We start from the raw sequence: 24,150 nt of genomic DNA on the forward strand, positions 1-24,150 counted from the left end.
CGGACGGATCATGGTGAACGGAGCGCCGGGCTCGGCGTGGGCGTCGGTGCGTGCGGTCGCCGGGGGAGCGGAAGAGCTGCAGCTCCTCGGGTCGCCGGCGCACGACGATCCCGCTCCGCTCACCGCCGCGCACCTTTTCGATCTCGCGTCGCTGACGAAGGTCTTCACCGCGGTCTCCGCCCTCCGCCTCGTCGACGCGGGCGCGGTCGACCTGGACGAGCCGGTGGGCGGCGTCCTCGCCGTGGGCGGAGGGGACGGAGCCGAGCGGATCACCCTCCGACACCTCCTCACCCACACCTCCGGGCTGCCGGCGGAGGGGCGGGAATGGCGGGCCGGCGTACGCGGGGATGAGTTGCGCGCCCGTGTGCTGGTTCGTCCGCTCGGCGCGGAACCGGGCACCCGCCACCTCTACTCCGACGTCGGATACATCGCGGCGGGGGAGTACGTGGAACGAGCTTCCGGGCGTCCGCTCGCGGAGCTGTGGGCGGAGGTGGCCGCAGAGATCGGCGCGGAGTCGCTCACCGCGGCTCCGGAGCGGAGCCGCAGCGTCGCGACCGAGACCCAGCCGCATCGCGGAGACGTGCGCGGTGAGGTGCACGACGAGCTCGCCCATGCGCTCGGCCGTCCCGCCGGCCACGCGGGACTGTTCGGCACGGTGGGGGATGTCGCCGCTCTCGCCCGGCTTCTCCGCGACGAGGGCGAAGGACCGCAGGGGCGAGTGCTGTCGCGGGAGTCGTTCCGCGGGATGACGACCCCGTCGATCCGCGCCGATGCCGGCTACGGGCAGGCGATCGGGCTGCGCGTGCGCGATGCGGCGTGGATGGGTGACCTCGATGCGGTCGGCCACACCGGCTTCACCGGTACGTGCTTCGCTGTCGTCCCCGGGACGGGCGCTTACGGCGTGCTGCTCCTCAACCGCGTGCATCCCACTCGCGAGGACACCGACGTCGCCGCCGTCCGCCGAGCTTTCTTCGCCCCCCTCGCCCCCTGACCCCCGCACCCGACCCGCCCCGCACCGAGAACCTCTCCCGGTGGAAGTGCAGAAACGTGCCTGGGGCGCGAGCGGGAGGCGCGTTTTCGATACCGGGATCCGGGGGCCGACGGACGAGCGGGGGTGGGCGAAAGAGGCGCGGTTCTGATCCCGCCACGGGGAGCGGACGCGGCTCAGTCCGTGCGGAGGGGGCGAAGGGTGCGGGCGTAGTCCTCCTTGAGTACCGCGAGATGCAGCCACGCCTCGATGCGGGTCACGCCGGGCAGCGCGCGCAGCCGCTCGAGGCTCGCGTACAGGGCTCCGGCCGAGGGCTCCACCAGGGTCGCGACGGCGTCGAACCGCCCGAGGGTTCGGGCCGCGAAGTCGACGCCACGACCCCGCCGCAGTTCGTCGATCACGGCCTCGTCATCGTCGCCGAGCGTCATGCCGACGCCCATCGAGAGCTGCCGATGCGCGAGTCCCCTGGCCTCCACGGCGCTGATCTTGATGACGCCGGCGTCGATGAGCCGCTGCACCCGCGTGGCGACCGCGCTGGGGGAGAGCCGCACCTCCTCACCGAGCGCGCGGAAGCTCATCCGTCCGTCGGACTGCAGGTGCTCGATGAGGGCTTCGTCGATGCCGTCGAGGGTCACGCCGCCGTGGTACTCCGAGACGAAGAAGCCCTTGATCACGGTCGAGTAGATGATCGTGTTGATGTCGAGCACCCCGGCGCTCCCGCGGATGCGCGCGAGCAGATCATGCAGCTCCGACATCGAGCCCACCCGCACCTCCGTCACGATGTCGTGGGCGCCGCCCACCGCCGACACCAGCACGGTCTCGGACATGTCGCGCAGGTGCTCGGCGACCACCTCGACGGCGCCGTCGGTCCGGATGGAGACGTGCGCGAGGACGTGCTGGCCGAGGAACACGGGGTCGACGGCCGCGACCACCCGCACGGTGCGGTCGCTGAGCAGCGAGCGCAGGCGTGCCGCCACGACGGCGCGGGACTGGCCGACGCGCTCGGCGAGGGAGAGGATGCTGGCGCGTCCGTCTTCCTGCAGCGCCCGGATGAGTTCCGCGTCGAAGTCCATGTCCCGTCCGATTCCGTCGATTTCCCCGCAGTGCGCGGTCGTCCCCGCAGAACCTCAGCGTAGAGCGCCGTTCGGCCGAGCGGAAGGCCCGGTGTGCGCGATGCGTCCGACACAACTCCAGTGAATGTCGCCTATCGCTGGAGTTCTGCCCTTGCTCACGGTGCCCCACGTCCGTAGCATCCTTCGCTATCCGACACCATCCGCGAAGGAGCGGGTCCATGACCACTACCCCCACCCCCCGAAGCGGCGTCCACAGCCGCGCACGCCGCGCCGGCTTCGCCGCCTTCGTCGGCACCACCATCGAGTGGTACGACTTCTACGTCTACGCCACGGCCGCCGCCCTCGTCTTCGGCCCGCTCTTCTTCCCGAGCGACGACCCCCTGGCCGAGACCGCCGCGGCCTTCGCGACATTCGCGGTCGCCTTCCTCGTCCGCCCCCTCGGCGGCATCGTCTTCGGCCACATCGGCGACAAGCTCGGCCGCCGTGTCTCGCTCGTCATCACGCTGCTGCTGATGGGGGCCGCGACCGTCCTCGTCGGCTGCCTGCCCACCTACGAGAACATCGGCATCCTCGCGCCGATCCTCCTCATCCTGCTCCGCGCCGTCCAGGGTCTCGCGGTCGGCGGTGAATGGGGCGGCGCCGTGCTCATGAGCGTCGAGCACGCTCCGGAGAAGTCGAAGACCTTCTACGGCGGTTTCACGCAGCTCGGCAACCCGGCCGGCGCCCTGCTCGCCTCCGGCATCTTCGCGATCATGGCGCGCGGCGGTGACACCTTCATCATCGACGGCGGCTGGCGCATTCCGTTCCTGCTGTCGATCGTCCTGATCGGCGTCGGCCTCTGGGTCCGGTATCGCGTCGAGGAGTCGCCGGTCTTCGAGGAGAAGATCGAGGGCCGCAAGCAGTCCATGCCGCTCGCCTTCGCCCTCCGCGTCAACTGGAAGCCGATCCTCCTCGGCATCGGCATCCTGCCGATCTCCACCGGCGGCTACTACCTGGCCACCACCTTCGCCACGGCCTACGCGACGGGCGAGCCCCTCGCGATCAGCGAGCAGGTCATCCTCGACGCGATGACACTGGCCTCCTTCGTGGAGTTCGTCGTGACCCTGCCGGTCGCCTGGCTGGGCGACAAGTGGGGCCGGAAGAACGTGATGTACATCGGCCTCATCACCTCGGTGCTGACCTTCGCCCCATTCCTGTTGCTGATGCCCGGACGCGTGGAGCCGCTGATCTTCCTCTTCGCCTCGCTCGTGCGCATCGCGATGAGCGCGACGTACGCCCCGATCGCGGCGATCCTCGCGCAGATGTTCCGTCCGCAGGCCCGCTACACGTCGATCGCGCTGTCCTACGGCGTCGGCGCCGCGATCTGGGCCGGGTTCTCGCCCTGGTTCGCGACCCAGCTCATCGCCTGGACCGGCAGCGTCTGGTCGGTCATCGCGATGTTCGTCGGCATGGCCGTCATCGCCGGAATCTGCACGCGTCTCGCGCCGCAGCACTCCGACGAGGCGCCGGTCACCGCGTCGTTCACCGCCCGGACCGACACCACGGCGAACCGCCTGCCCTGACCGGCACCCTTCCCCCGCACGACACCACCGCGAACAGGCATCATGAGAAAGCTCACCCCCTTCGACCGCTCGGCCCAGGCCGCTCCCGTCCTCGTCACCGCGCGAGCCATCCACACGGCGGACGCGGCGGACACCACCGTCACCGCGATGCTGACCGACCGGGGGCGCATCGTCGCCCTCGGCACGGCGGCGGAGTGCGAGGACGTGGCGGCGAGGGCCGGCCTCTCCCCGGAACGCGTCGACCTGGGCGAGGCGGTCGTCGTGCCCGGCTTCGTGGACGCGCACGCGCATCCGCTGATGTTCGGGCAGATGATGACCTGGGTGGACTGCGGCCCCGAGAAGGCGGGGAGCATCCCGGAGATCGTGGCGCTGCTGAAGGCCGCGGCCGCCGAGCTCCCCGCCGGGCGCCCGGTGCGCGGCTACGGCTACGAGCAGCGGAACCTCGCCGAGAAGCGGCACCCCACCCGCTTCGAGCTCGACGAGGTGGCCGCCGACCGCGAGGTGTACCTCATGAACGCCTCCGGCCACGGCGGCGTGGTGAACTCGTACACGCTCGACCTCAACGGCGTGGACCGGGACACCCCGAACCCGGACGGCGGCGAGTTCTTCCGCGACGCCGACGGCGAGCTCACCGGCGAACTGTCCGATGCGGCGTGCAACATCCTCACCGGCGTCCACGGGGTGAAGATCGGCCACCACGGTCCGAACTTCCACCTCGCGGACGAGCCGGAGGAGCACCTGCGCCAGCTCGACGCGGCGACGCAACGGTTCCTCGCGGGCGGGGTCACCTCAATCGGCGACTGCCAGGTCACGCGGCGCGAGTTCGACATGTATCTGCGGCTGGCGGAGGCGGGACGGCTGGAACTGCGCGTGTCGATGTACCTGCTGTCGCACCTGCTCGACGAGGCGCTGGAGATGGGGCTCGTCGGGCAGTTCGGCAATGCGCACCTGAGCTTCGCCGGTATCAAGTTCTACGCCGACGGCACCCTCGGCGGTTGGACGGCGTACTTCCCGGACGGCTACGTCGGCGACCCCTGTCGCACCGGCCAGCTCTACCACGAGCCCGCCGACTACGCCGAGCTCATCCGCAAGGCGCACGCCGCCGGACTCCAGACCGCGACCCACGCCCAGTCGCCCACCGCGATCGAGATGGTCGTGTCGGCGATCGAGGCCGCCCTGGCGGAGCGTCCGGATGCGGACGCCCGGCACCGCATCGAGCACTGCGGTCTGCCGACGCCCGCGCAGATCGAGCGGATGGCGGCCGCCGGCATCCGTCCCGTGAACCAGACGCAGCACTACTTCAACTGGGGCGAGGGCGTGGAGGAGGCCATCGGCACCCCCGGCGAGCGCTTCAACCCCCTCGGGGAGTTCGAGCGCGCCGGCGTGCCGATGACGATCTCCTCGGACGCCCCGGTCGCCGAGCCGATCCCGCTGGAGGCGATCCAGACCGCGGTCACCCGCGTCACCCGGCGCGGGCACAAGCTCGGCCCGGACGACCTGCGCATCTCCGCGATCGCGGCGCTCCGGGCGCACACGATCGAGGGGGCCGTGTCGATCGGCCGGGAAGACGACCTCGGCTCCCTGGAGCCGGGCAAATACGCTGACTTCGCTGTGCTCTCCGACGACCCGCTCGCGGTGCCGGCCGAGGAGATCGCGGCGATCGAGGTCCGTGAGACCTGGGTCGACGGCGTCCGTCGGCACGCGATGTGAGGATGGCACGATGAGCACCGACACCACCGGAGACGACCGGTACGCCGACACCGCGGGCCGCGCAGTCCTGGAGACCATCCGCGCCTACGGGGTGACCGCGATCTTCGGCATCCCCGGCACGCACAACCTGGAGTTCTACCGGCCCCTCGCCGACCTCGGCATCCGCGCCGTGACGAACCGCCACGAGCAGGGATCGGGGTACGGCGCGGACGGGTGGGCGCAGCAGACCGGGCTGCCCGGCGTGGTGATCACGACCTCCGGCCCTGGGCTGCAGAACGCGATGAGTGCGATCGGCACGGCGTTCTGCGAGTCGCGCCCCCTGATCGTGCTCTCGCCGGGCGTCCCTCTCGGAGCGGAGTTCGCCGACGTCGGCACGCTGCACGAGACCAAGGACGCCACGGCCATGGTCGGTGCGATCGCCGAGTGGTCGCGGCGGGTGTCGACCGCGGCGGAGGCGGTGCACGCTGTGCATGACGCGTTCCACCTCTTCCGCACCGGCCGTCCCCGTCCCGTGCACATCGAGATCCCGCTCGACGTGCTGGAGGCGCCCGCCGGTGTGCCCGCGGAGGACCGGAAGCCGCGGCCGATGCCCGACCGCGTCTCCGGGGATCCGATCGCGCTCGCCGAGGCTGCCCGGCTGCTGTCCGCCGCCCGCCGCCCGGTGATCGTGGCCGGCGGCGGAGCGGTGGATGCCGCGCACCAGATCGCCGCGGTGGCCGAGCGGCTCGGGGCCCCCGTGCTCACCACCCTGAACGGCAAGGCCGTGCTCGACGAGAGGCACCCGCTCTCCCTCGGCTCGAACCTGCGCCTCGCCGCCGCACGGGCTGTGGCTGAAGACGCCGACGTGCTGCTCGTCGTCGGCTCGAAGCTGGGCGAGGCGGAGCTCTGGGCTCCGCGGCTCGAGGCACGCGGCGCCGTGATCCGCGTCGACATCTCGCCGGCGCAGCGCGACAAGAACCTCTCCGCGACGGTCGCTCTCACGGGGGACGCCGCCGCCGTGACCGACGCCCTCCTGCCGCTGCTGCCGGATCCGGCCCTCCCCGCCCGCGACCTCACGGCCGAGCGGGCCGCGATCGAGGCCGAGTCCCGGGAGACAGCAGCGGACACCGTCGCGTTGGCCGAGATCATCGCCGACGCCCTCCCCGCCGGGGCGATCGTCGCGGGCGACTCCTCCCAGATCGTGTACATGGCCTTGGGCAGCGTCCTCCGACAGGAGCAGCCGCACTCGCTCCTCTATACCCCGACCTACGCCACGCTCGGTTACGGCCTCCCCGCCGCGATCGGCGCGGCCGTCGCGCAGACCGAGCGCCCGGTCGTCACCGTCATCGGCGACGGCGCCCTGATGTTCTGCGTGAACGAGCTCGTCACCGCCGTCGAGCAGCGCCTCGACGTCACCGTGGTGTGCATCGACAACGGCGGATACGCGGAGATCCGACAGAACGAGCTCGACCGGGGGATGACCCCGGTCGGTGTCGACCTCGTGCAGCCGGATTGGGCCGCGCTCGCGACGGCCTTCGGGGCGACCGGGCGCCGGGTCGCGGCGCGGGTCGACATCGCCCCGAGCATCCGCGCCGCCATCGCCGACGGGGGAGTGCAGCTCGTGCACATCCCGCAGCACGCCCTCTGAGACCTCACCTCCCGACGAACAGGAACGAGAAATGACCGACAACATCGGCCCCGTCGACGCCTCCGTGAACCCGCGGTACTCCGGCATCGCCACCTTCGCCCGCCTGCCCCGCATCGAGGACGTGCCGCGCGCCGACATCGCCGTGGTCGGCATCCCGTTCGACTCCGGCGTGAGCTACCGTCCCGGCACCCGCTTCGGTCCGTCGCACGTGCGGGAGTCGTCCCGACTGCTGCGCCCCTACAACCCCGCGCAGGACGTGTCGCCGTTCCAGCTGGCCCAGGTGGTGGACGCCGGCGACATCCCGGTGAACCCCTTCGACCTCACCGAGGCGGTCAGCGAGGTCGAGCGTGCGGCCCTGGCCCTCGGCGAGCAGGTGCAGCGCCTCGTCACGATCGGCGGCGACCACACCGTGGCCCTTCCGCTGCTGCGCGCCGTCGCCGCGAAGCACGGACCCGTCGCGGTCCTCCACTTCGACGCCCACCTCGACACGTGGGACACCTACTTCGGGGCCCCCATCACGCACGGCACCCCCTTCCGTCGCGCGAGCGAGGAGGGGCTGATCGACCTCACCGCGAGCTGCCACGTCGGCACCCGCGGACCCCTGTACTCGAAGCAGGACCTCGAGGACGACGAGCGCCTCGGCTTCTCCATCGTCTCCAGCGAGTACATCGAGGAGCACGGGGTGGAGGCGGCGATCGACCGCATCCTCACCCGCATCGGTGACAAGCCGCTGTACGTCTCGATCGACATCGACGTGCTCGACCCCGCGCACGCGCCCGGCACGGGGACCCCCGAGGCCGGGGGGCTCACGAGCCGCGAGTTGCTGCGCATCCTCCGGGCGCTGCGCGACCGCGACATCGTCGGCGCCGACGTCGTGGAGGTGTCGCCCGCGTACGACCACGCCCAGATGACCGGGATCGCCGCGAGCCACGTCGTATACGAGCTGGTGACCCTTCTCGCCGCCCGACTCGCCTCCTGACACGGGGATCAGAACAGGGTCCCGAGGAGGTCGGCGAACAGGGCCTCGGCGTCGCACTCCACGCGCCGCCGGGCGAACCCCTCGCACACGTTGACGCAGTCGCGGTGCAGGAGGTCGAGGCCCTGCGGATTCGCGATCACGTCGACGATCTGCGGGAGGTCGATCACTCGCACGCGCCCCTCGTGCACGAGGAGGTTGTACGCGGAGAGGTCGCCGTGCGCGAAACCCGCGGCGGCGAAGACGCGCAGGAGCTTGACCACCTGCGCGAAGTACTCCTGCATCTCGGCGTTCGACCCGCGTACCTGCGCGAGCCGGGGCGCCGCGATGCCCCGGTCGTCGCCGAGGAACTCCATGAGCACCTCGGTACCGCTGACCTGCACGGGATAGGGCACCGGGGCGCCGCGCTCCCACATCCGGCACAGGGCCTCGAACTCCGCGAGCGACCACTGCGCCGCGGCGACCTCCCGTCCGTGGGCGGTCTTCTTGGCGAGGGCGCGCGTATCGCGGGTGTTCCGCGTGCTGCGCCCCTCGGTGTAGACAGCGGATCGCTGGAAGCTCCGGTTCTCGATGCCGCGGTAGCGCTTGGCGGCGAGGAGGGTGCGCTGCGCGGGGTCGTCGGGCACGGCGCGCTCCAGCAGAAACACGTCGGCCTCCTTGCCGGTCTTCAGGATGCCGAGCTCGGTGTCCAGGGCGCCGGCGGAGGTCACCACCCAGGCGGGGCGGGGTTCCGGCCCCCGCTCGGTGGGGGTGGATGACGGCCAGGTGGTCCAGCGCTGGTTCGGGCCGGGCTCGACCTCGGCGAAGGAGAGGGCGGTCTCGAGGGAGTCGAAGGCGGTGGCGTCGAAGGACGGGGCTTCCGAGGAAGCGGGGGATTCGGTCACGGTGTGGCTCCGGGAAGGGAGGCCACGCGGCGATCAGGAGCGGGTGGCCTCGAAGGGAAGGTGGTCGGCGAGAGGCGCGACGACGACAGTGTTCATCTCATCGCCTCCTTCGCTCGGGCTTCCCGGGCGGATCCCGGTGCGTCGTCGAGCCTAGGGGGCCGGACGGAGGTTGTCCAGGGTCGGACGATCGGTCGGATGCGGCGGACGACCGGTCGGGCGCGGCCTCGTTCCCGTTGCGAGTCTGGAAGCATGACCACGACCGCCCCCGTCCCGACCCTGCCGACCACCCGCGTCGACCGCATCCGCTACGGCGGACTCATCGCCCTCATGGTGATGGGCTTCCTTCTGGTGACCGCTGAGTTCCTCCCGAACGGGGTGCTCACCGAGATGGCGGACGGCCTCGGCGTGACGCCCGGCCAGGCCGGGCAGACCGTCACCGTCACCGCGCTCGTCGGGCTCTTCGTCGCCCCGACCGTCGGCCTCGTGTTCCCCCGTCTGGACCGTCGGTCACTGCTGGTGTGGATGGCGCTCGCCGCGGCCGTGTCGAACCTCGTCGTCGCGATCGCCCCGAACCTCATCCTCGTACTGCTGGCGCGGTTCCTGCTGGGGGCCGCGATCAGCGCCTACTGGACGATGTCGATCACGGTCGCCGCGCGCCTCGCGGGGCCGGAGCACCTCGGTCGCGGGGTGATGTTCACGTCCGCCGGGGTCTCGCTCGCCACGGTCGCCGGCGTCCCGCTCGGGGTCATGCTGAGCGAGGTCGTCGACTGGCGTGCCGTGTTCGCGATCGCGGGAGTGCTGATGGTGGTGCTCGCCGTCGCGCTGCGGTGGGCGCTGCCGAGCGTCCCGGCTGAGCGGGCGTCGAGCCTGCGTCTGCTCGTCGACACGGTTCGGCGTCCGGGGATCGGCCTCGGGCTGGTCGGACACGTGCTCGTCGTGCTCGGCCACTTCCTCGCCTACACCTACGTCCGTCTCGCGCTGGAGCGCATCCCGGACGTGGACGCGTCGACGATCGTCCTGCTGCTGGCGCTGTTCGGCGTCGGCGGTCTGCTGGGCAACCTCTCGATCGGACTCGTGATCGACCGTTCCTTCGCGTTCTTCGCGGTGTTCGCGCCGCTCGTGATCTCCGCCGCGGTGCTGTCGATGGTGCTCTTCTCCGGATCGATCATCGGGATCGGCGCCGTGGTGCTCCTCTGGGGCTTCTTCTTCTCGTCGTGGCTGATCGTCGTGAACACCTGGGTGGGACACCGCATGCCGGACCGTCTGGAGGCCGGAGGCAGCCTCGTGGTGGTCGGGTTCCAGGGGGCGATCACGCTCGCGGCCGGCGTGGGCGGACTCCTCGTCGACACCCTGAGCGTCGAGCTCGTCTACGCGATCGGTGCGGTGTCCCTCCTTGCCGGCGCCGTGCTCTTCGGCCTCTCGAATCGCCGCAGCTCCCGCCCCTGACCTCGTGCCCGCCCGGGCAGGGGTCAGGTCGTGAGGTCAGGCAGATCAGGCCGGAACGAGGGAGTGCGAGGCGCGCCAGGAGGACGGGGTCATGCCCGTGCGACGGCGGAACGCGCGGCTGAAACCCTCGTCCGAGGCGTAGCCGAGCTCGCGCGAGACGCTCGAGACGGACTGCCCGTCCTGGAGCAACCGCTTCGCGGCGTCGATCCGCACCTCGGTCACGTAGTCGGCGGGGGAGCGTCCGACGGCGAGACGGAATCGCTCCGCGAAAGCCGAACGCGACATGGCGCCGACAGCGGCCAGGCGCTCGACGGTCCAGTCCCGTCCCGGCTGCTCGTGGATGGCTTCCACGACCCGGTCGAGGAAGGGGTCCTTCGACAGCGAGGGCCACCCGGCGGGCGCGCAGCCGTTGGCCGCCCACGCCCGGATGACTGAGAGCAGCACGGTGGTCGCCATCATCCGGCAGATCAGGGGGTCGCCCTGACGCGCGGGGCACGCGGCGGCGTCCACGACGCCCATGTTCTCGGCGAGGGCGGCGGCGGCCGGCTCCAGCGCGTCGAACCCGGTCACCGTGAGGAAGGGTGGCAGGAGCGCGGGGAGCGGAGACGCGGCGTCGGCGAGCTCGATGTCGACGACGAGCAGAGCGGTGTCGGCATCGGCCTCCAGCGCGAAGGTGTCGCCGCGGAGAAGCAGGAAGGCGTCGCCGGCGACGAGCCGGTCTCGGTGACCCGGTTCCTCGAGCGTGAGCTGCTGCGAGGCGCGGTCCACGTCGAGACGGCAGCCCGTTCCGAGCGGCGGATGACCGTGCACGGCGCCGTCGGCGATATAGACGAGGGTGATGCGTCCGGGGGTCAGCGGCAGCAGCCCTCCGCGGGCCAGCCGCGCCCGCCGGGCGATCCCCACACGCAGGTCCACCGTGCCGAGCACGGAGGACAGCGCATCCGCGTCCACCGTCACCATGCCTTCGGCAACGTCGGCCACCGTCCCGCTATTCCCCTTCGAATCGCTCACCCTGCTCCGTTTCGGCGGCGGATGGAGCAAATCGGGCGATTCGCAGCGGGATACGCTGGAGGGGTACCCCACCCGAGGAGTTCCGTGTTCCGCACCCCTGGCCGCCTGTACCGTGTCCTCGCGATCGCGGAGGCGATCACCTGGACCATCCTCATCGCCGCGATCATCGCCCGCGCCGTCGGAGCCCCCGGAGTCGTGGTGACCGTCGGCGGTGGCATCCATGGGTTCGTGTTCCTCGCCTACGCGGCGACCGCCGTCCTCGTCGCGCTCAACCAGCGCTGGCATCCGGGTGCCGGGGTGCTCGCGGTCGCCAGCGCCGTCGTCCCCTACGCGACCATCCCGATGGAGATCTGGTTGCACCGCAGCGGCCGCCTCCGGGGCGACTGGCGACTCGAAGCCTCCGGTGACCCGCGCGACCGCCGCTGGTATGACCGCCTGATGCGCTGGTTCCTTCGCCGCCCGTGGGTGCTGGCGGTGCTGCTCGTCGTGGGTATCGTCGCGCTGTACGTGATCCTGCTGCTGGTCGGGCCGCCCGGCGGCAAATGACCTCTGTCAGGGCGTGACGACGATCGCGTTCGCCTCGTTGACCTCGTCCATCACGGCCGCTGGATCGCCGCCCGTGCAGTCCACGACGACGTAGAGGCCGACCCCGGTCTTCGTGAAGGCGCGTGCCGCCATGATCCAGGAGCGGTCGCCGTCACCGCCCGCGACCCAGCGGTTCTCGACGCCGCCCGCGCCTCCGCTCAGGTAGCTGAACTCGCCGGTCTTCGCGTGCGGGGTGATGTCCGCCGTGGTCGACTGCAGCAGGACGCCGAGGATCGCGTCGGACGAGACGGAGTCGTCGCCGCTCACGGTCGGCACGTCGGAGATGAGGCCTTGCCAGAACTGCGCGGTGCAGGTGCCGTCGACCGTGCCGTAGGTCCAGCCGCCGTTGCCGTCATCGGGGGCGACCGTCTCCCACCCGTCGTGCGTCAGGAGCCCGTCGCCCCACTCGATGTAGGCGTCGGAGGAAAGCTCGGCACCCTCGGCGAAGGATAAGGTCGTGCCGCCGGTCGGCTCGTCCGCAGGGGTGTCCGTCTGCGGGGCCGCGGTCGGTGACGGAGCGGACTCCGGGATCTGCGCGTACAGGCACCCGCTCAGCGAGAGGACTGCAGCGGCGGCGAGGACCGCGGCTGCGAGCCGTCGGACGGGGGTGCGGTTCATGCGGTCAGCCTAGCGGCGCGCGACGGGCTGCTGGAGCTCGGTGACCCAGTCCGATTGATCATCCCCGAGGGCGCGCACGTACAGTTCCCGGCAGGGACCGGCGTGGACGAGGCCGCGTGCGACGACCTCGGTGTGGATGGCATGCCAGCTCTCTGCGATCCGCTCCATGGATCCGAGGTGCACCCCGCAGACGGCGTCAGTCTCGGCCGGAAGTTCGATGATCTCGATCCCCTCGGCGTCCGGACCGGAGTAGGAGTATCCGGCGATGACCTCCATCCCGTCCGGCAGTGTCCGGTACTGCGCGATCGGCGTGGTGAGGGAGCCGCATTCATCCCCGATGACCTCTGCCACGGCGTCGAAGGCCGGTCCCACGACCTCCGCGACCGCGGGCTGCTCCGCGACGACGGTGCGGATGGCCGCGAGGCGAACGGCGGGGAGGGGCTTCTGGACGATCTCGACCTGCGACATGTGCTTCTCCTTCTCGATGAGGTGGAGGCGCCGTTCCACATCGACGAGTCGCGCGGCCGCGAGCCGGTGCTCCTGCTCGACCTCGGCACGCCGGATGCGCAGGAGTGCCGCGATCCGGTCGGCGTCGACGCCCTGGGCGAGGATCGCCGAGATGTCGTCGAGACCGAAGCCGAGCTGACGCAGGGCGACGATCCGGTGCAGGCGCTCGAGCTGCGACGGGTCGTAGGACCGGTAGCCCGTGAACTCGTCCACGTGGGCGGGGACGAGCAGCCCGGCCGTGTCCCAGTGCCGGAGCATCCGGTGGGTCACCTGGCCGATCTGCGCGAACGCTCCGATGGACAACATGTCTCTGTTCTCCCGTCTGACACCGTGTGAGAGTCAAGCATGGCGGCTCGCGGTCATCGAGGCGGAGCGCGCTCGGTGTGACCTCCTTCGCACGCAGAGGATGCCGGAATATCGTTTACCTCGTCTGAACTGGGCTTTCAATGTCGGTGACCCCTGCTTCACTCGGGGTATGACAGGACTGGCGGACGCGACGATCGAGCAGGTGGAGGCGCTCCGAGCGCTCACGGAGATGCTCGTCGGCGTCGAGCGGACGATCAGTGGTCTGCAGGCTGCGCGGGATGGGATCCTGGCTCTGGGGTCGCGCCTCGCCGTCGAGGTCGCGGCACAGGCCGACCATCCGGACGGCGCGGATCTGAGCGTGCGCACGGTCGCGGCGGAGTTCGGTGCCGCGCTGCGGGCGAGCGACAGGACGGTGCAGCGGCGGATGGCGGATGCGGTCTGGATCGTCGAACGCTTTCCCCGGCTGTGGGGTGCATGGGGCGCGGGGCAGGTCACCGCCCGGCATGCCCGCGTCATCGCGGAGGCGGGGGAGCACCTCGAAGACGAGGCGGACCGCGACGCGTTCTCCGCGCGAATGATCGCCTTCGCCGAGGACGAGGCACCGAACCGCGTCGCGCGAATGGCCCGCCGGGTCGCGGAGGAGTTTCAGCCACGTCCCCTCGCGGACCGTCACGAGGTCGCCCGTGAGCGGCGGCGCGTGTGGGTGCGGGACGCCCCTGACGGGATGGCTGAGCTCGGACTCCTGGGGCCGGCGGCGCTGGTGCACGGCGTGTTCGATCGGCTGACCACCATGGCCAAGACCGCACAGGCCGGCGACGACCCGACGGACACCCGAACCGTCGCGCAGTCCAGGGCCGACCTCGCGCTCGACGTCCTCCTCACCGGTGCGCCGGCCGGCCATGATGATGATGACGGCACCCTGGCCGCGATCGTCGCCACGGTCGGCGTCACGGTGCCTGTCATGACCCTTCTCGGCCATGGTCGGGCGCCGGCGGAGATCGACGGGCGCACCCCGATCGACCGGACCACGGCGCGGAAGCTGGCGGGAGCTGCCTCCGGATGGGATCGCATCCTCACCCACCCCGTGACGGGCGCGGTCCTCGCAGTCGACCGGTATCGCCCGAACGCCGAGCTACGGCGCCATCTGAGAGCGAGGGATCAACGGTGCCGCTTCCCCGGATGCGGCTATGCACCCGCGGAGTGCGACATCGACCACCACCGGGACGCCGCGCTCGGCGGGGCGACAAGTGCCGGGAATCTCGGCCACCTGTGCCGTCGACATCACGTCTTGAAACATCAGTCCGCCTGGCACGTCGAGGCGCGTGGCGGCGGGCTCTACGCCTGGACGAGCCCGGCGGGGAAGATCTACATCGACCGCCCGCCGCCGTCGAACACCGTCACCTTCACCGAGGAAGCGGCGGATGCGCCCTTCTGATACCGGGGGGCAAAACTTGAGTCAGTTCATATCAAGTTCATTTGACAGCCTTTCGGCCTGGGCGTACACTTGAGCCATCGCGACTCAGGTTTCCCTGATCGCCGCAGGTTTTCGCACCACAACAGACTTCCAACAAAGGAGAGAACACATGGCACGTGCTGTCGGTATCGACCTCGGAACCACCAACTCCGTCGTCAGCGTCCTCGAGGGTGGCGAGCCCAAGGTCATCGCCAACGCCGAGGGCTTCCGCACGACCCCTTCGGTCGTCGCCTTCACCAAGGACGGGGAGGTGCTCGTCGGTGAGACCGCGAAGCGCCAAGCCGTCACCAACGTCGACCGGACGATCGCCTCGGTCAAGCGCCACATGGGCACCGACTGGAGCTTCGACGTCGACGGCAAGAAGTGGACGCCGCAGGAGATCTCCGCGCGCATCCTCCAGAAGCTCAAGCGCGACGCCGAGTCGTACCTCGGTGACACCGTGACCGACGCCGTCATCACGGTCCCCGCGTACTTCAACGACGCCGAGCGTCAGGCCACCAAGGAGGCGGGTGAGATCGCGGGCCTCAACGTGCTCCGCATCATCAACGAGCCGACCGCCGCGGCTCTCGCCTACGGCCTGGACAAGGGCAAGGAGGACGAGCTCATCCTCGTCTTCGACCTCGGTGGCGGAACGTTCGACGTCTCCCTCCTCGAGGTGGGCAAGGACGACGACTTCTCCACGATCCAGGTGCGCGCCACCGCCGGCGACAACCGCCTCGGTGGTGACGACTGGGACCAGCGTCTCGTCGACTACCTGATCAAGCAGTTCAAGGAGACCACGGGCGTCGATGTCTCGGGCGACAAGATCGCCCTGCAGCGCCTCAAGGAGGCCGCGGAGCAGGCGAAGAAGGAGCTCTCCAGCTCCACGTCGACCAGCATCAACCTCCCGTACCTGTCGCTGACCGACTCGGGCCCCGTCTCGCTGTCCGAGACCGTCACCCGCGCGAAGTTCGAGGACCTCACGAAGGACCTGCTCGACCGCACCAAGAAGCCGTTCGAGGACGTCATCCGCGAGGCCGGCATCAAGGTGTCCGACATCGACCACATCGTCCTCGTGGGTGGTTCGACCCGTATGCCCGCCGTCGCCGAGCTCGTCAAGCGCGAGACCGGCAAGGAAGCCAACAAGGGTGTGAACCCGGACGAGGTCGTCGCCGTCGGCGCCGCGCTGCAGGCCGGTGTCCTCAAGGGCGAGCGCAAGGACGTCCTCCTCATCGACGTCACCCCGCTCTCCCTCGGCATCGAGACCAAGGGCGGCATGATGACCAAGCTCATCGAGCGCAACACGGCCATTCCGACCAAGCGGAGCGAGACCTTCACCACGGCCGACGACAATCAGCCGTCCGTCGCGATCCAGGTCTTCCAGGGCGAGCGTGACTTCACGCGCGACAACAAGCCGCTCGGCACCTTCGAGCTGACCGGGATCGCCCCGGCTCCTCGCGGGATCCCGCAGATCGAGGTTACGTTCGACATCGACGCCAACGGCATCGTGCACGTGTCCGCGAAGGACAAGGGCACCGGCACCGAGAAGTCGATCGTCATCTCCGGCGGCTCGTCGCTGTCGAAGGAGGACATCGAGCGCATGGTGCGCGAGGCCGAAGAGCACGCCGCTGAGGACAAGGCGCGTCGTGAGGCCGCGGAGACCCGCAACCAGGCGGAGACCCTCGCGTACTCCATCGAGAAGCTCATCTCCGAGAACGAGGACAAGCTCCCCGAGGACGTGAAGACCGAGGTCAAGGCCGACGTCGACGCGCTCAAGACGGCTCTGGCCGGCGACGACGACGAGGCCGTGAAGACCGCGTTCGAGAAGCTCAACCAGTCCCAGTCGAAGCTCGGTGAGGCGATCTACGCCTCCTCGCAGGCGGACGCCGCCGGCGCTTCGGCCGAGGGCGAGGCCCCGACCGGTGACGCTCCCTCCTCCGACGAGGACGTCATCGACGCCGAGGTCGTCGACGACGAGGACGAGAAGAAGTAATCATGACGGACAAGAACTTCGACGAGAACGAGGTTCCGGAGGGGTCGGATGCTCAGGCATCCGGCCCCGTGCCGCAGAACCAGGACTCCCGCGAGGCGAAGGCCGCCGAGGGCTCGGACGAGACTCCGCTCGACGCGGCCGCCGAGGCCGAGGACGGGCTGACGGTCGAGGACATCCTCGGCGCCGCGCAGACGGCGGATGCCGCCGCAGGCGACGCCGCGATCGCCGACGCCGAGAACGCCCTGCTGACCGACCTCAAGCGCCTGCAGGCCGAGTACGCGAACTATCGCCGCCGCACAGAGGAGCAGCGCCAGATCGAGATCGAGCGCGCGAAGGGCGAGGCCGCCAAGGGCCTCATCCCCGTGCTCGACGACCTGGCCCGCGCCGAGCAGCACGGTGATCTGGTCGAAGGCAGCCCCTTCGCCGTGATCGCCGAGAAGGTGCGCGCGGTCGTGGAGCGCCTCGGCGTGGTCGCCTACGGCGAGAAGGGCGAGGAGTTCGACCCTCAGCGTCACGAGGCGATCTTCCAGCAGCCGACCCCCGGCGTCGAGAAGACCACGGTGCTCGAGGTCGTCGAGGTGGGGTACCGCCTCGGCGAGGTCGAGCTGCGTCCTGCGAAGGTCGTCGTCGCCGTCCCTGCGGAGTAGGTGATCGATGGCCAGCCAGGATTGGTTCGACAAGGACTTCTACAAGACCCTCGGGGTCTCGAAGGACGTCAGCGACGCTGACCTGAAGAAGACGTACCGCAAGCTCGCGCGCAAGTATCACCCCGACTCCAATCAGGGCGATGCGAAGGCCGAGGCCAAGTTCAAGGAGATCAGCGAGGCGTACTCGGTGCTCTCCGACGCCGAGCAGCGCAAGGAGTACGACGAGATCCGCGCCATGGGTTCGGGCGCTCGCTTCACGGCGAGCGGCTCGGGCGCCGGCGGGTTCGAAGACGTCTTCAGCCGGTTCGGACAGCAGGGGCGCGGCCAGACCGCCGACTTCGAGGACATCTTCGCGATGTTCAACCAGGGCCAGGGCAGCTCGTTCGGCGGAGGCCGATTCGGGCAGCCGAGTGGCGGCTTCCGTGGCTTCGGCGGTCCGCAGCGCGGCGCCGATGTCACGGCCCGCACCACGCTGGACTTCAGCACCGCCGTGCAGGGCGAGACCATCACGCTGCAGGGCGAGGACGGCAAGCCGTTCAAGGTGAAGATCCCCGCGGGCGTCGCCGACGGGCAGAAGATCCGGCTGCGCGGCCGTGGTCGTCCGTCGCCGGACGGCGGGGAGAGCGGAGACATCGTGGTGCAGATCACGGTGCGCCCGCACCCGGTCTTCACGCGGGACGGCCTCAACCTCCGCGTGGTGGTCCCCGTGACCTTCACCGAGGCGACCCTGGGGGCGACCATCGAGGTCCCGACGCTCGGCGGCGACGTGGTGAAGCTCCGCGTGGCCCCCGGGACCCCGTCGGGCCGCGTGCTCCGCGTCAAGGGTCGAGGTGTCGCGACCGCGAAGGGGACCGGTGACCTGCTCGCCGAGCTCCAGGTCGCGGTGCCGACGCACCTCGACGACGCCGCGCGCGAGGCTCTCGAGCGGTTCCAGGAGCTGGAGCCTCAGGAGAACCCGCGGGCCGAGCTCATGGCGAAAGCCCGCCGTTGACGAGCACAGGCTTTCGCGCCGGGTCAGGCGGTTCCGGGAAGGAACTGCCTGACCCGGCGCGACAGCCTGACGTGACACCAGGAAGGAAGGCGTGATGGACGCGGACACTCCGGTCTTCGCGATCGCCGCGGCCGCCAAGCTCTCCGGCCTGCACCCCCAGACCCTCCGTCAGTACGACCGGATCGGCCTCGTGGTGCCGGGTCGGACGCCCGGCGGATCCCGTCGTTACTCGCACCGCAATATCGAGCAGCTGCGCGAGGTGGCCCAGCTCTCCTCCGAAGGGGTCAGCCTCCCGGCGATCGCCCGGCTCCTCGACCTGGAGGACGAGAACCGGATGCTGCGCGATCGCGTGCTCGCGCTGGAGAGCGCACTCCGCGCCGAGCGGGAGAGCCGCCCCGGCGTGCGGGTGTTCGCCGCGGGTTCCGCGGGCGTCGTGCCGATGCCGAGCGGACGCCGCATCCGGCGCTCCACGGAACTCGTGCTCTGGAGTCCCCGCTCCTGATCCTGACCGCGCGCCCCTGTGTATATCCTGTCAACTGTTAACAGGAGGTCACCATGACGCAGACGGTCACGCGCGGGGAGTCGCTGGGAGCGCAGGTCGCGCGCGTGCTGCGCCAGCGCATCGTGCGAGGAGAGCTCGCCCCGGGGGCCCGCCTCACGGAGGAGGCCCTCGCCGAGGAGTTCGCCGTCAGCCGCGGCCCCGTGCGCGACGCCCTGACGCAGCTCAGCTTCGAGAAGCTCGTCGAGGTGCAGCGCCCTCGGGGCGTCTACATCGTGGGCCTGACGAGCGACGACGTCGATCAGCTTTACAGCCTTCGAGGAGCTCTGGAGCAGCTCGCCCTCTCCCGAGCGATGCGGGTCGGAGACGACGAGCGGTGGCAGCCGATGGCCGACGCCGTCCAGCGCATGGCCAAGGCCGCGGACGCCGGCGATCACGCCGCCTTCGTCACCGCCGACCTCGACTTCCACTCCCAGATCTACGCCCTCGCCGATCACCCTCGACTGGAGGGCGCCTGGAACCAGTACCTCCCGACGTTCACGGCCCTCCTCGAGGTCACGATCAACCACGACGAGGACCTGCACGAGTCGTCGGACGATCACGTGAAGCTGCTCGATGTCATGCGCACCGGAGCGCCGGAGGAGGCCGCGTCGGTGCTCTCCGCTCATCTCGACGGCGCCCGCGAGCGGATGCTGAACGAGGTCGGCTCCCGCTGAGCCCGCGTTCGCGGACGGAGGCGTTCAGCGGACGGAAAAGAACGATTCCTACCGTGGGGGCCAGGGCAAGAGCCCTGGTCCGCGCCCGCGCGGGTGTCCTGCCACGAAGGAAGAACCTCCTCATGACGAACACCACAGCCCCCGCCTCCTCCGCCCCGTCGCTCGGACTCCTCGTCCTGCGCATCGTCGTCGGCGCGATCTTCGCCGCCCACGGCGCCCAGAAGATCTTCGAGTTCACGATCCCCGGCACGATCGGCAGCTTCGCCGGCATGGGGGTCCCGCTCGCCGAGATCGCCGCCCCCGTCGTGGCTTTCCTCGAGCTCATCGGCGGGATCCTGCTCATCCTCGGGCTGCTCACCCGTCCGGTCGGCGTCCTCCTCGCCGTCGACATGCTGGTCGCCCTCGTGCTGGTGCACCTTCCCGCCGGCCTGTGGGTCACGGCGGGCGGCTACGAGTTCGTCGCAGTGCTCGGTGCCGCGGCTCTCGCGCTCGCCCTCACCGGCGCCGGGCGCTACTCGATCGACGCGGCAGCGCTCCGCGGACGCGCGCCGGCTTGGCTCGTCTGACCGCCTAGTCGCCCGTCTCGCGCGCGGGATCCACACGCCGGACGAGGACCCAGGTATTGCCGAGATCGGTGACCGTGTGGGTGAACTCGTCGAGCGCGGCCTGCGACAGCGCGAGACCGCGGCCGCTCTCCGCCTCCTCGCCCGGCATCGACACGGCGTCCCAGTCGATCGGCGCCGGAGGGGCGGTGTCGCGGACGTAGGCGCGCAGTTCGTCCGCGGTCACGTGGACGTCGACGCTCAGCACGACGTCCTCGCGCTCATTGTGCTGCGCGATGTTCGTGGTGACCTCGCTCAGCGCCAGGGTGAACAGCACCTGGTCCTGCGCCGGCACCTCCGGAGCCTGGCCCCAGAGTCGGTCGAGTTCGTCGAGGGCGCGATCGACGAGGGCGAGCCCCGCGGGCCCGTCGATGTGGAAGGCCCGGATATCAGCGTGCATCGAACGCCGATTCCGGCGTCGGGTAGTCGCGGAGCACGCGATCCAGGTTGGTCAGGCGGAGGACGGTGCGCACGGCCTCCGGAACCGCGGCGATCCGCAGATCACCGCCGGCCACGCGGGCACTCTTGAGGCCGCCGACCAGCGCGCCGAGGCCCGAGGAGTCGACGAACTCGGTCTCGCTCAGGTCGATCGCGATGCGCGGCTGCCCCGCGGCGACCAGATCGCTCACCGCGTTGCGCAGCAACGGCGCCCCGGAGGCGGTCAGGCGCCCCGTGATCGTGACGACGGCGTAGCCGTCCCTGGTGTCAGTGCTGACGTTCATTCGACTCCTTCTCGAGGACCTGCGCGGCGGGACCGCGGTAGCGCGCCGCCTGGATGATGACGCTGAGGACGACCAGGTCGTACAGGACCCAGGCGGTGTTGACGAGCGTGCCGGTGCCGTCGCCCGTGCCGACGATGACCCGGGCGACCCCGATGACGAGGGCGATCACGAGGACGACCATGGCGGTCAGCTGCGGCCAGATCTCGCGCCACGGGACGCCGCGCGGGTCTCGGCCGTCCTTCCGCGTCACGGCGAAGGAGAGTGGGCGGCCGAGCACCACGTTGGCGAAGGCCGTCCAGCACGCGCGGATCCACACGGGGAACAGCGCGAGCGAGTACTGCTGCCCTCGCCAGGTCTTCACCCCCTTCGCCACCACGAGGAACAGCGCCTGGTTGACGAGGAAGTACGGCAGGAACCGCACGAAGAAGTCGACCGACCAGGCGGTGACGGGAAGCACCCCGAACACGAGGTAGATGACGGGGGCGGCGAGGTAGACGATCGCGGCGAAGCCCGAGAGGTAGCTCCACATCGTCGCGAAGTACATCAGGCGCTGCCCCACCGAGAGCCCGCGCTTGGCCAGGGGATTGTCGCGCAGCATGACCTGCAGCGTGCCCTGAGCCCACCGCAGCCGCTGCGTGAGCATCGTCCGGAGGTCTTCCGGGGCGAGCCCGTGGGCCAGGATCTCGTGATGGTAGACGCTCTTCCAGCCGAGGGCGTGCAGCTGCATCGCCGTCGCCATGTCCTCCGTCACCGAGATCGTGGCGAGCGGGAGGATGGGCTGCGCCTCATCCGCCCGGTCCAGGCGCAGCGCATCCAGCAATCCGCGGACGGCCTCCACGGCGGTGAGGGGGGAGAGGTCGGAGGAGACGAGGGCTTCGAGCCCGGCCTCGTCCACGACCACCTGTCCGAGCTCCGCGTCCTGCTGCACGGGAAGGGACTCGATCACCGCGAGGTCGGCACGGATGCCTTCCAGGTCGTGCGCCACGAGGATCCGGGAGGCGTTGTCGACAGCTTCCCCGACTCGCTCGGCGACCTCGGCGACGGATGCGCCGCCGGCGAGCTCCTTCCGCCCGCGGGCGATCGCGATGCGGAGCGCCCCGAGTTCGGTGGCGAGCGCCGGATCGGTCGCGGCGTCGGCCTCGCGGGCGATCAGGGCCTCGGAGGTCTTCAGCGCGCGCGCGGCGGAGTCCGTCACGCTCCGGACGTATCCGACGATGCCGAGCTGCATGAGCGCCTCCCGGCGGAGCACGGCGTTCGAGCCGCAGAAGAAGGCCGCGTTCCAGCCGTCCTTCCCCTGCTGGATCGGCCCGTAGAACAGCGGCGCCTGGCTCCCCAGCGGGTCGGCCTCGTCGACGTTCACGAACCACTGCGGCGTCTGCACCAGGGCGACCTCCGGGTCATCCGCGAAGTAGCCGAGCGTGCGGTGCAGGATCAGCGGGTCGGGCACCTGGTCGGCGTCGAGGATGAGGAGGAACTCGCCATCGGTCTGGAAGAGCGCGCTGTTGAGATTACCGGCCTTGGCATGCCGGGGCTTACCCGTCCAGTCCTCGGAGCGGGTGAGATAGCCGAGGCCCGCCGCCCGGGCCTCGGCCTCGAGCTCGGGGCGGGAGCCGTCGTCGAGAATCCAGGTGGAGTGCGGATAGGCGATCCGCTTCGCCGCCCTGGCCGTCGTCATGACGAGCTCGATCGGCTCGTCGTAGGTCGTGATGAAGACATCGACCGTGCCCTGCGGAGGCGACACGGGCGCCGGACGCTCCTTCGCGCGCCACATCGTCAGGCAGAACAGGAAGGTGTCGATGAGGCTGTAGGTCTCGGCGATCACGAGCGGTACCGCGATCCACCAGGCCGACCAGTTCACCGACTCCAGCCATCGCCAGGCGACGTAGTTCACGCCGAGCAGGACCGACAGCAGAGCGAGGACGCGGATGGTCGCGAACCGCGCAGTCATGTGTCCCTCCGCACGACGACGACGGTGATGTCGTCGGTCGCGCGCTCGTCGTTCGCGAGCCGCAGAGCCTCGCCGACAGCGCCGCCGGGGCCCATCTCGGCGAGGACGCGCTCGACATGGCCGAACGGGTCGTCCGGGTCGAGCACGTCGAGGAGTCCATCGCTGCAGCAGATGAAGGCGTCGCCCGGTTCCAGGCGGGTGGTCACCGGGACGCGGGGATCGGCAAGGCCCATCCCCATGCCCAGCGGCAGGTTCGTCGAACGCAAGGGCGTCCACGATCCGTCCGCTCTGACGACGAAAGCGAGGCTGTGACCGGCGTCGATGACCTCGAGTTCGCCCGTCTGCGGCCGCAGTTCTGCCACGACGGCCGTGACGAACATCGACGTATCGGCGAGGTCGTCCTCGAGCAGGCGGTCCACCTCGACCACCGCGTCGGCCAGGGAGCGCTCCGGCGCGGTCCGCAGTGAGGCGCGCACGGTGGCGGCGACCAGCGCCGGCCCCGTGCCCTTGCCCATCGCATCGGCGAGGGTCACGCGCAGGGCGTCGCCGTGACGCGAGAAGTCGTAGTAGTCGCCGGCGAGCATTCCGCGCGGGGCGGCGCCGGCGGCGATCGTGTAGCCCTCGATCTCCGGGTGCACCCGCGGGCGCAGCGCCCGTTGCACCACGGCAGCGTGGTCGATGTCCGCGTCCTGCGCCAGCTCCGTCTGCACCCAGAACGCGAGGTCACGCAGAAGGTCCTGCTGGGCGTCCGTGAACGTGTGCGGTTCCGTGTCGAGCACGCACAGCGTCCCGACCGGTTCCCCGCCCGGCGCATGCAGCGGATGGGCCGCATAGAACCGCAGGTGCGGGTCCCCGGTCACGAACGGGTTCTCGGCGAAGAGGTCGGTCGTGCTCGCGTCCTCCACCACCACCGTCCGGTCCTGCGACACGGTGTAGTCGCAGAACGAATCCTGTCGCGGTGCCTCGTTCCCCCCGAGGCCGATCTGCGATTTGCGCCACTGTCGGTCGCGGTCGATCAGCGAGACGCTGACCATCGGCACGCCGAACATCTCCTTCGCCAGTCGTGCCACCCGATCCACCCGCTCATCGGGTGGTGTGTCAAGGATCCCCAGTTCCTCGAGCGCTGCCTGTCGCCGTCGCTCGTCGAACATTCCCCCGGCCCTCCTCCGTGTTTATTCCCCACATCCTATTGAGGTTCGTGAGGCCCGGCGCCAGCCCGGTCCACGGCATTCAGGTGAACCACAGGAAACGGTTCTGCGCAAGCCCCGTGGGGAAACGCTTCTCCG

At 70.4% G+C, this 24,150-nt stretch carries 23 protein-coding genes; 14 read left to right on the forward strand and 9 right to left on the reverse strand.

The annotated features are described in order from the left end of the window. The first annotated feature begins 10 nt into the window (after positions 1-10). Entirely contained in the window at positions 11-991 is a 981-nt protein-coding gene (locus CYL12_RS13530) for a serine hydrolase domain-containing protein (protein ID WP_101848045.1), read from the forward strand. Between the two features lie 173 nt (positions 992-1,164). Here the strand turns inward: CYL12_RS13530 and CYL12_RS13535 are convergent, their stop codons facing one another. Then, a complete protein-coding gene (locus CYL12_RS13535; protein WP_101848046.1) occupies positions 1,165-2,061 on the reverse strand; it encodes an Lrp/AsnC family transcriptional regulator in 897 nt (298 codons plus the stop codon). Positions 2,062-2,279: 218 nt separating this feature from the next. Here CYL12_RS13535 and CYL12_RS13540 point away from each other — a divergent pair, with 218 nt between their 5' ends. The 4 genes from CYL12_RS13540 to speB are packed head-to-tail and all read left to right on the forward strand — an operon-like array spanning position 2,280 to position 7,939. Beyond that, complete coding sequence (locus CYL12_RS13540) at positions 2,280-3,623, forward strand: MFS transporter (protein WP_101848047.1); 1,344 nt, start codon at positions 2,280-2,282, stop codon at positions 3,621-3,623. A 42-nt stretch (positions 3,624-3,665) separates the two neighbouring features. Beyond that, complete coding sequence (locus CYL12_RS13545) at positions 3,666-5,333, forward strand: amidohydrolase (RefSeq protein WP_101848048.1); 1,668 nt, start codon at positions 3,666-3,668, stop codon at positions 5,331-5,333. 10 nt (positions 5,334-5,343) lie between these two features. After that, the gene (locus tag CYL12_RS13550) at positions 5,344-6,960 is read left to right on the forward strand and encodes a thiamine pyrophosphate-binding protein (RefSeq protein ID WP_101848049.1); all 1,617 of its coding nucleotides are present in this window, start codon (positions 5,344-5,346) and stop codon (positions 6,958-6,960) included. Positions 6,961-6,991: 31 nt separating this feature from the next. Then, a complete protein-coding gene (gene speB, locus CYL12_RS13555; protein ID WP_101848050.1) occupies positions 6,992-7,939 on the forward strand; it encodes an agmatinase in 948 nt (315 codons plus the stop codon). An 8-nt stretch (positions 7,940-7,947) separates the two neighbouring features. Here speB and CYL12_RS13560 read toward each other — a convergent pair whose 3' ends face one another. Further along, a complete protein-coding gene (locus tag CYL12_RS13560; protein WP_101848051.1) occupies positions 7,948-8,820 on the reverse strand; it encodes a serine protein kinase RIO in 873 nt (290 codons plus the stop codon). A gap of 249 nt (positions 8,821-9,069) precedes the next feature. Here CYL12_RS13560 and CYL12_RS13565 point away from each other — a divergent pair, with 249 nt between their 5' ends. Next, on the forward strand, positions 9,070-10,266 hold the full coding sequence (locus CYL12_RS13565) for an MFS transporter (protein WP_101848052.1): 1,197 nt from the start codon (positions 9,070-9,072) through the stop codon (positions 10,264-10,266). A 45-nt stretch (positions 10,267-10,311) separates the two neighbouring features. Here the strand turns inward: CYL12_RS13565 and CYL12_RS13570 are convergent, their stop codons facing one another. Continuing rightward, entirely contained in the window at positions 10,312-11,247 is a 936-nt protein-coding gene (locus CYL12_RS13570) for a helix-turn-helix transcriptional regulator (protein WP_233486752.1), read from the reverse strand. 114 nt (positions 11,248-11,361) lie between these two features. Between CYL12_RS13570 and CYL12_RS13575 the strand changes: the two genes are divergently transcribed. Beyond that, positions 11,362-11,823: a DUF3817 domain-containing protein gene (locus CYL12_RS13575; protein ID WP_101848054.1), complete on the forward strand. Its 462-nt coding sequence runs from the start codon at positions 11,362-11,364 to the stop codon at positions 11,821-11,823. A 6-nt stretch (positions 11,824-11,829) separates the two neighbouring features. On the opposite strand, the gene CYL12_RS13580 is transcribed toward CYL12_RS13575, so the two are convergent. Further along, positions 11,830-12,480, reverse strand: coding sequence for a hypothetical protein (locus tag CYL12_RS13580; RefSeq protein ID WP_101848055.1), 651 nt, complete (start codon positions 12,478-12,480; stop codon positions 11,830-11,832). Positions 12,481-12,489: 9 nt separating this feature from the next. Then, entirely contained in the window at positions 12,490-13,293 is an 804-nt protein-coding gene (locus CYL12_RS13585) for a MerR family transcriptional regulator (RefSeq protein WP_101848056.1), read from the reverse strand. A 169-nt stretch (positions 13,294-13,462) separates the two neighbouring features. Here CYL12_RS13585 and CYL12_RS13590 point away from each other — a divergent pair, with 169 nt between their 5' ends. From CYL12_RS13590 to CYL12_RS13620, 7 genes are all read left to right on the forward strand, one after another. After that, on the forward strand, positions 13,463-14,728 hold the full coding sequence (locus CYL12_RS13590) for an HNH endonuclease signature motif containing protein (protein ID WP_101848057.1): 1,266 nt from the start codon (positions 13,463-13,465) through the stop codon (positions 14,726-14,728). 148 nt (positions 14,729-14,876) lie between these two features. Continuing rightward, a complete protein-coding gene (gene dnaK, locus CYL12_RS13595) occupies positions 14,877-16,739 on the forward strand; it encodes a molecular chaperone DnaK (RefSeq protein WP_101848058.1) in 1,863 nt (620 codons plus the stop codon). Between the two features lie 2 nt (positions 16,740-16,741). Continuing rightward, positions 16,742-17,386, forward strand: coding sequence for a nucleotide exchange factor GrpE (grpE, locus tag CYL12_RS13600; protein ID WP_101848059.1), 645 nt, complete (start codon positions 16,742-16,744; stop codon positions 17,384-17,386). Positions 17,387-17,393: 7 nt separating this feature from the next. Further along, positions 17,394-18,377: a DnaJ C-terminal domain-containing protein gene (locus CYL12_RS13605; RefSeq protein ID WP_025102669.1), complete on the forward strand. Its 984-nt coding sequence runs from the start codon at positions 17,394-17,396 to the stop codon at positions 18,375-18,377. Positions 18,378-18,471: 94 nt separating this feature from the next. After that, complete coding sequence (locus CYL12_RS13610; protein ID WP_101848060.1) at positions 18,472-18,879, forward strand: heat shock protein transcriptional repressor HspR; 408 nt, start codon at positions 18,472-18,474, stop codon at positions 18,877-18,879. Positions 18,880-18,932: 53 nt separating this feature from the next. After that, a complete protein-coding gene (locus CYL12_RS13615; RefSeq protein ID WP_101848061.1) occupies positions 18,933-19,592 on the forward strand; it encodes a GntR family transcriptional regulator in 660 nt (219 codons plus the stop codon). A 122-nt stretch (positions 19,593-19,714) separates the two neighbouring features. After that, a complete protein-coding gene (locus CYL12_RS13620; RefSeq protein WP_101848062.1) occupies positions 19,715-20,158 on the forward strand; it encodes a DoxX family protein in 444 nt (147 codons plus the stop codon). A 4-nt stretch (positions 20,159-20,162) separates the two neighbouring features. Here CYL12_RS13620 and CYL12_RS13625 read toward each other — a convergent pair whose 3' ends face one another. Genes CYL12_RS13625 through CYL12_RS13640 form a run of 4 tightly spaced genes read right to left on the reverse strand, consistent with a single transcriptional unit; the run spans position 20,163 to position 24,015 of the window. After that, on the reverse strand, positions 20,163-20,594 hold the full coding sequence (locus CYL12_RS13625) for an ATP-binding protein (RefSeq protein ID WP_101848063.1): 432 nt from the start codon (positions 20,592-20,594) through the stop codon (positions 20,163-20,165). Then, positions 20,584-20,916 (reverse strand): STAS domain-containing protein, encoded by a 333-nt coding sequence (locus CYL12_RS13630; protein WP_101848064.1) that lies wholly within the window; start codon positions 20,914-20,916, stop codon positions 20,584-20,586. Before CYL12_RS13630 ends, CYL12_RS13625 begins: the two co-directional genes overlap by 11 nt. Beyond that, on the reverse strand, positions 20,900-22,864 hold the full coding sequence (locus CYL12_RS13635) for a glycosyltransferase family 2 protein (RefSeq protein ID WP_101848065.1): 1,965 nt from the start codon (positions 22,862-22,864) through the stop codon (positions 20,900-20,902). Before CYL12_RS13635 ends, CYL12_RS13630 begins: the two co-directional genes overlap by 17 nt. After that, a complete protein-coding gene (locus CYL12_RS13640; RefSeq protein ID WP_101848066.1) occupies positions 22,861-24,015 on the reverse strand; it encodes a PP2C family protein-serine/threonine phosphatase in 1,155 nt (384 codons plus the stop codon). The genes CYL12_RS13635 and CYL12_RS13640 overlap by 4 nt, the downstream gene beginning before the upstream one ends. Between the last annotated feature and the right edge of the window lie 135 nt (positions 24,016-24,150).

This window comes from Zhihengliuella sp. ISTPL4, assembly GCF_002848265.1.
Classification (GTDB): domain Bacteria; phylum Actinomycetota; class Actinomycetes; order Actinomycetales; family Microbacteriaceae; genus Microbacterium.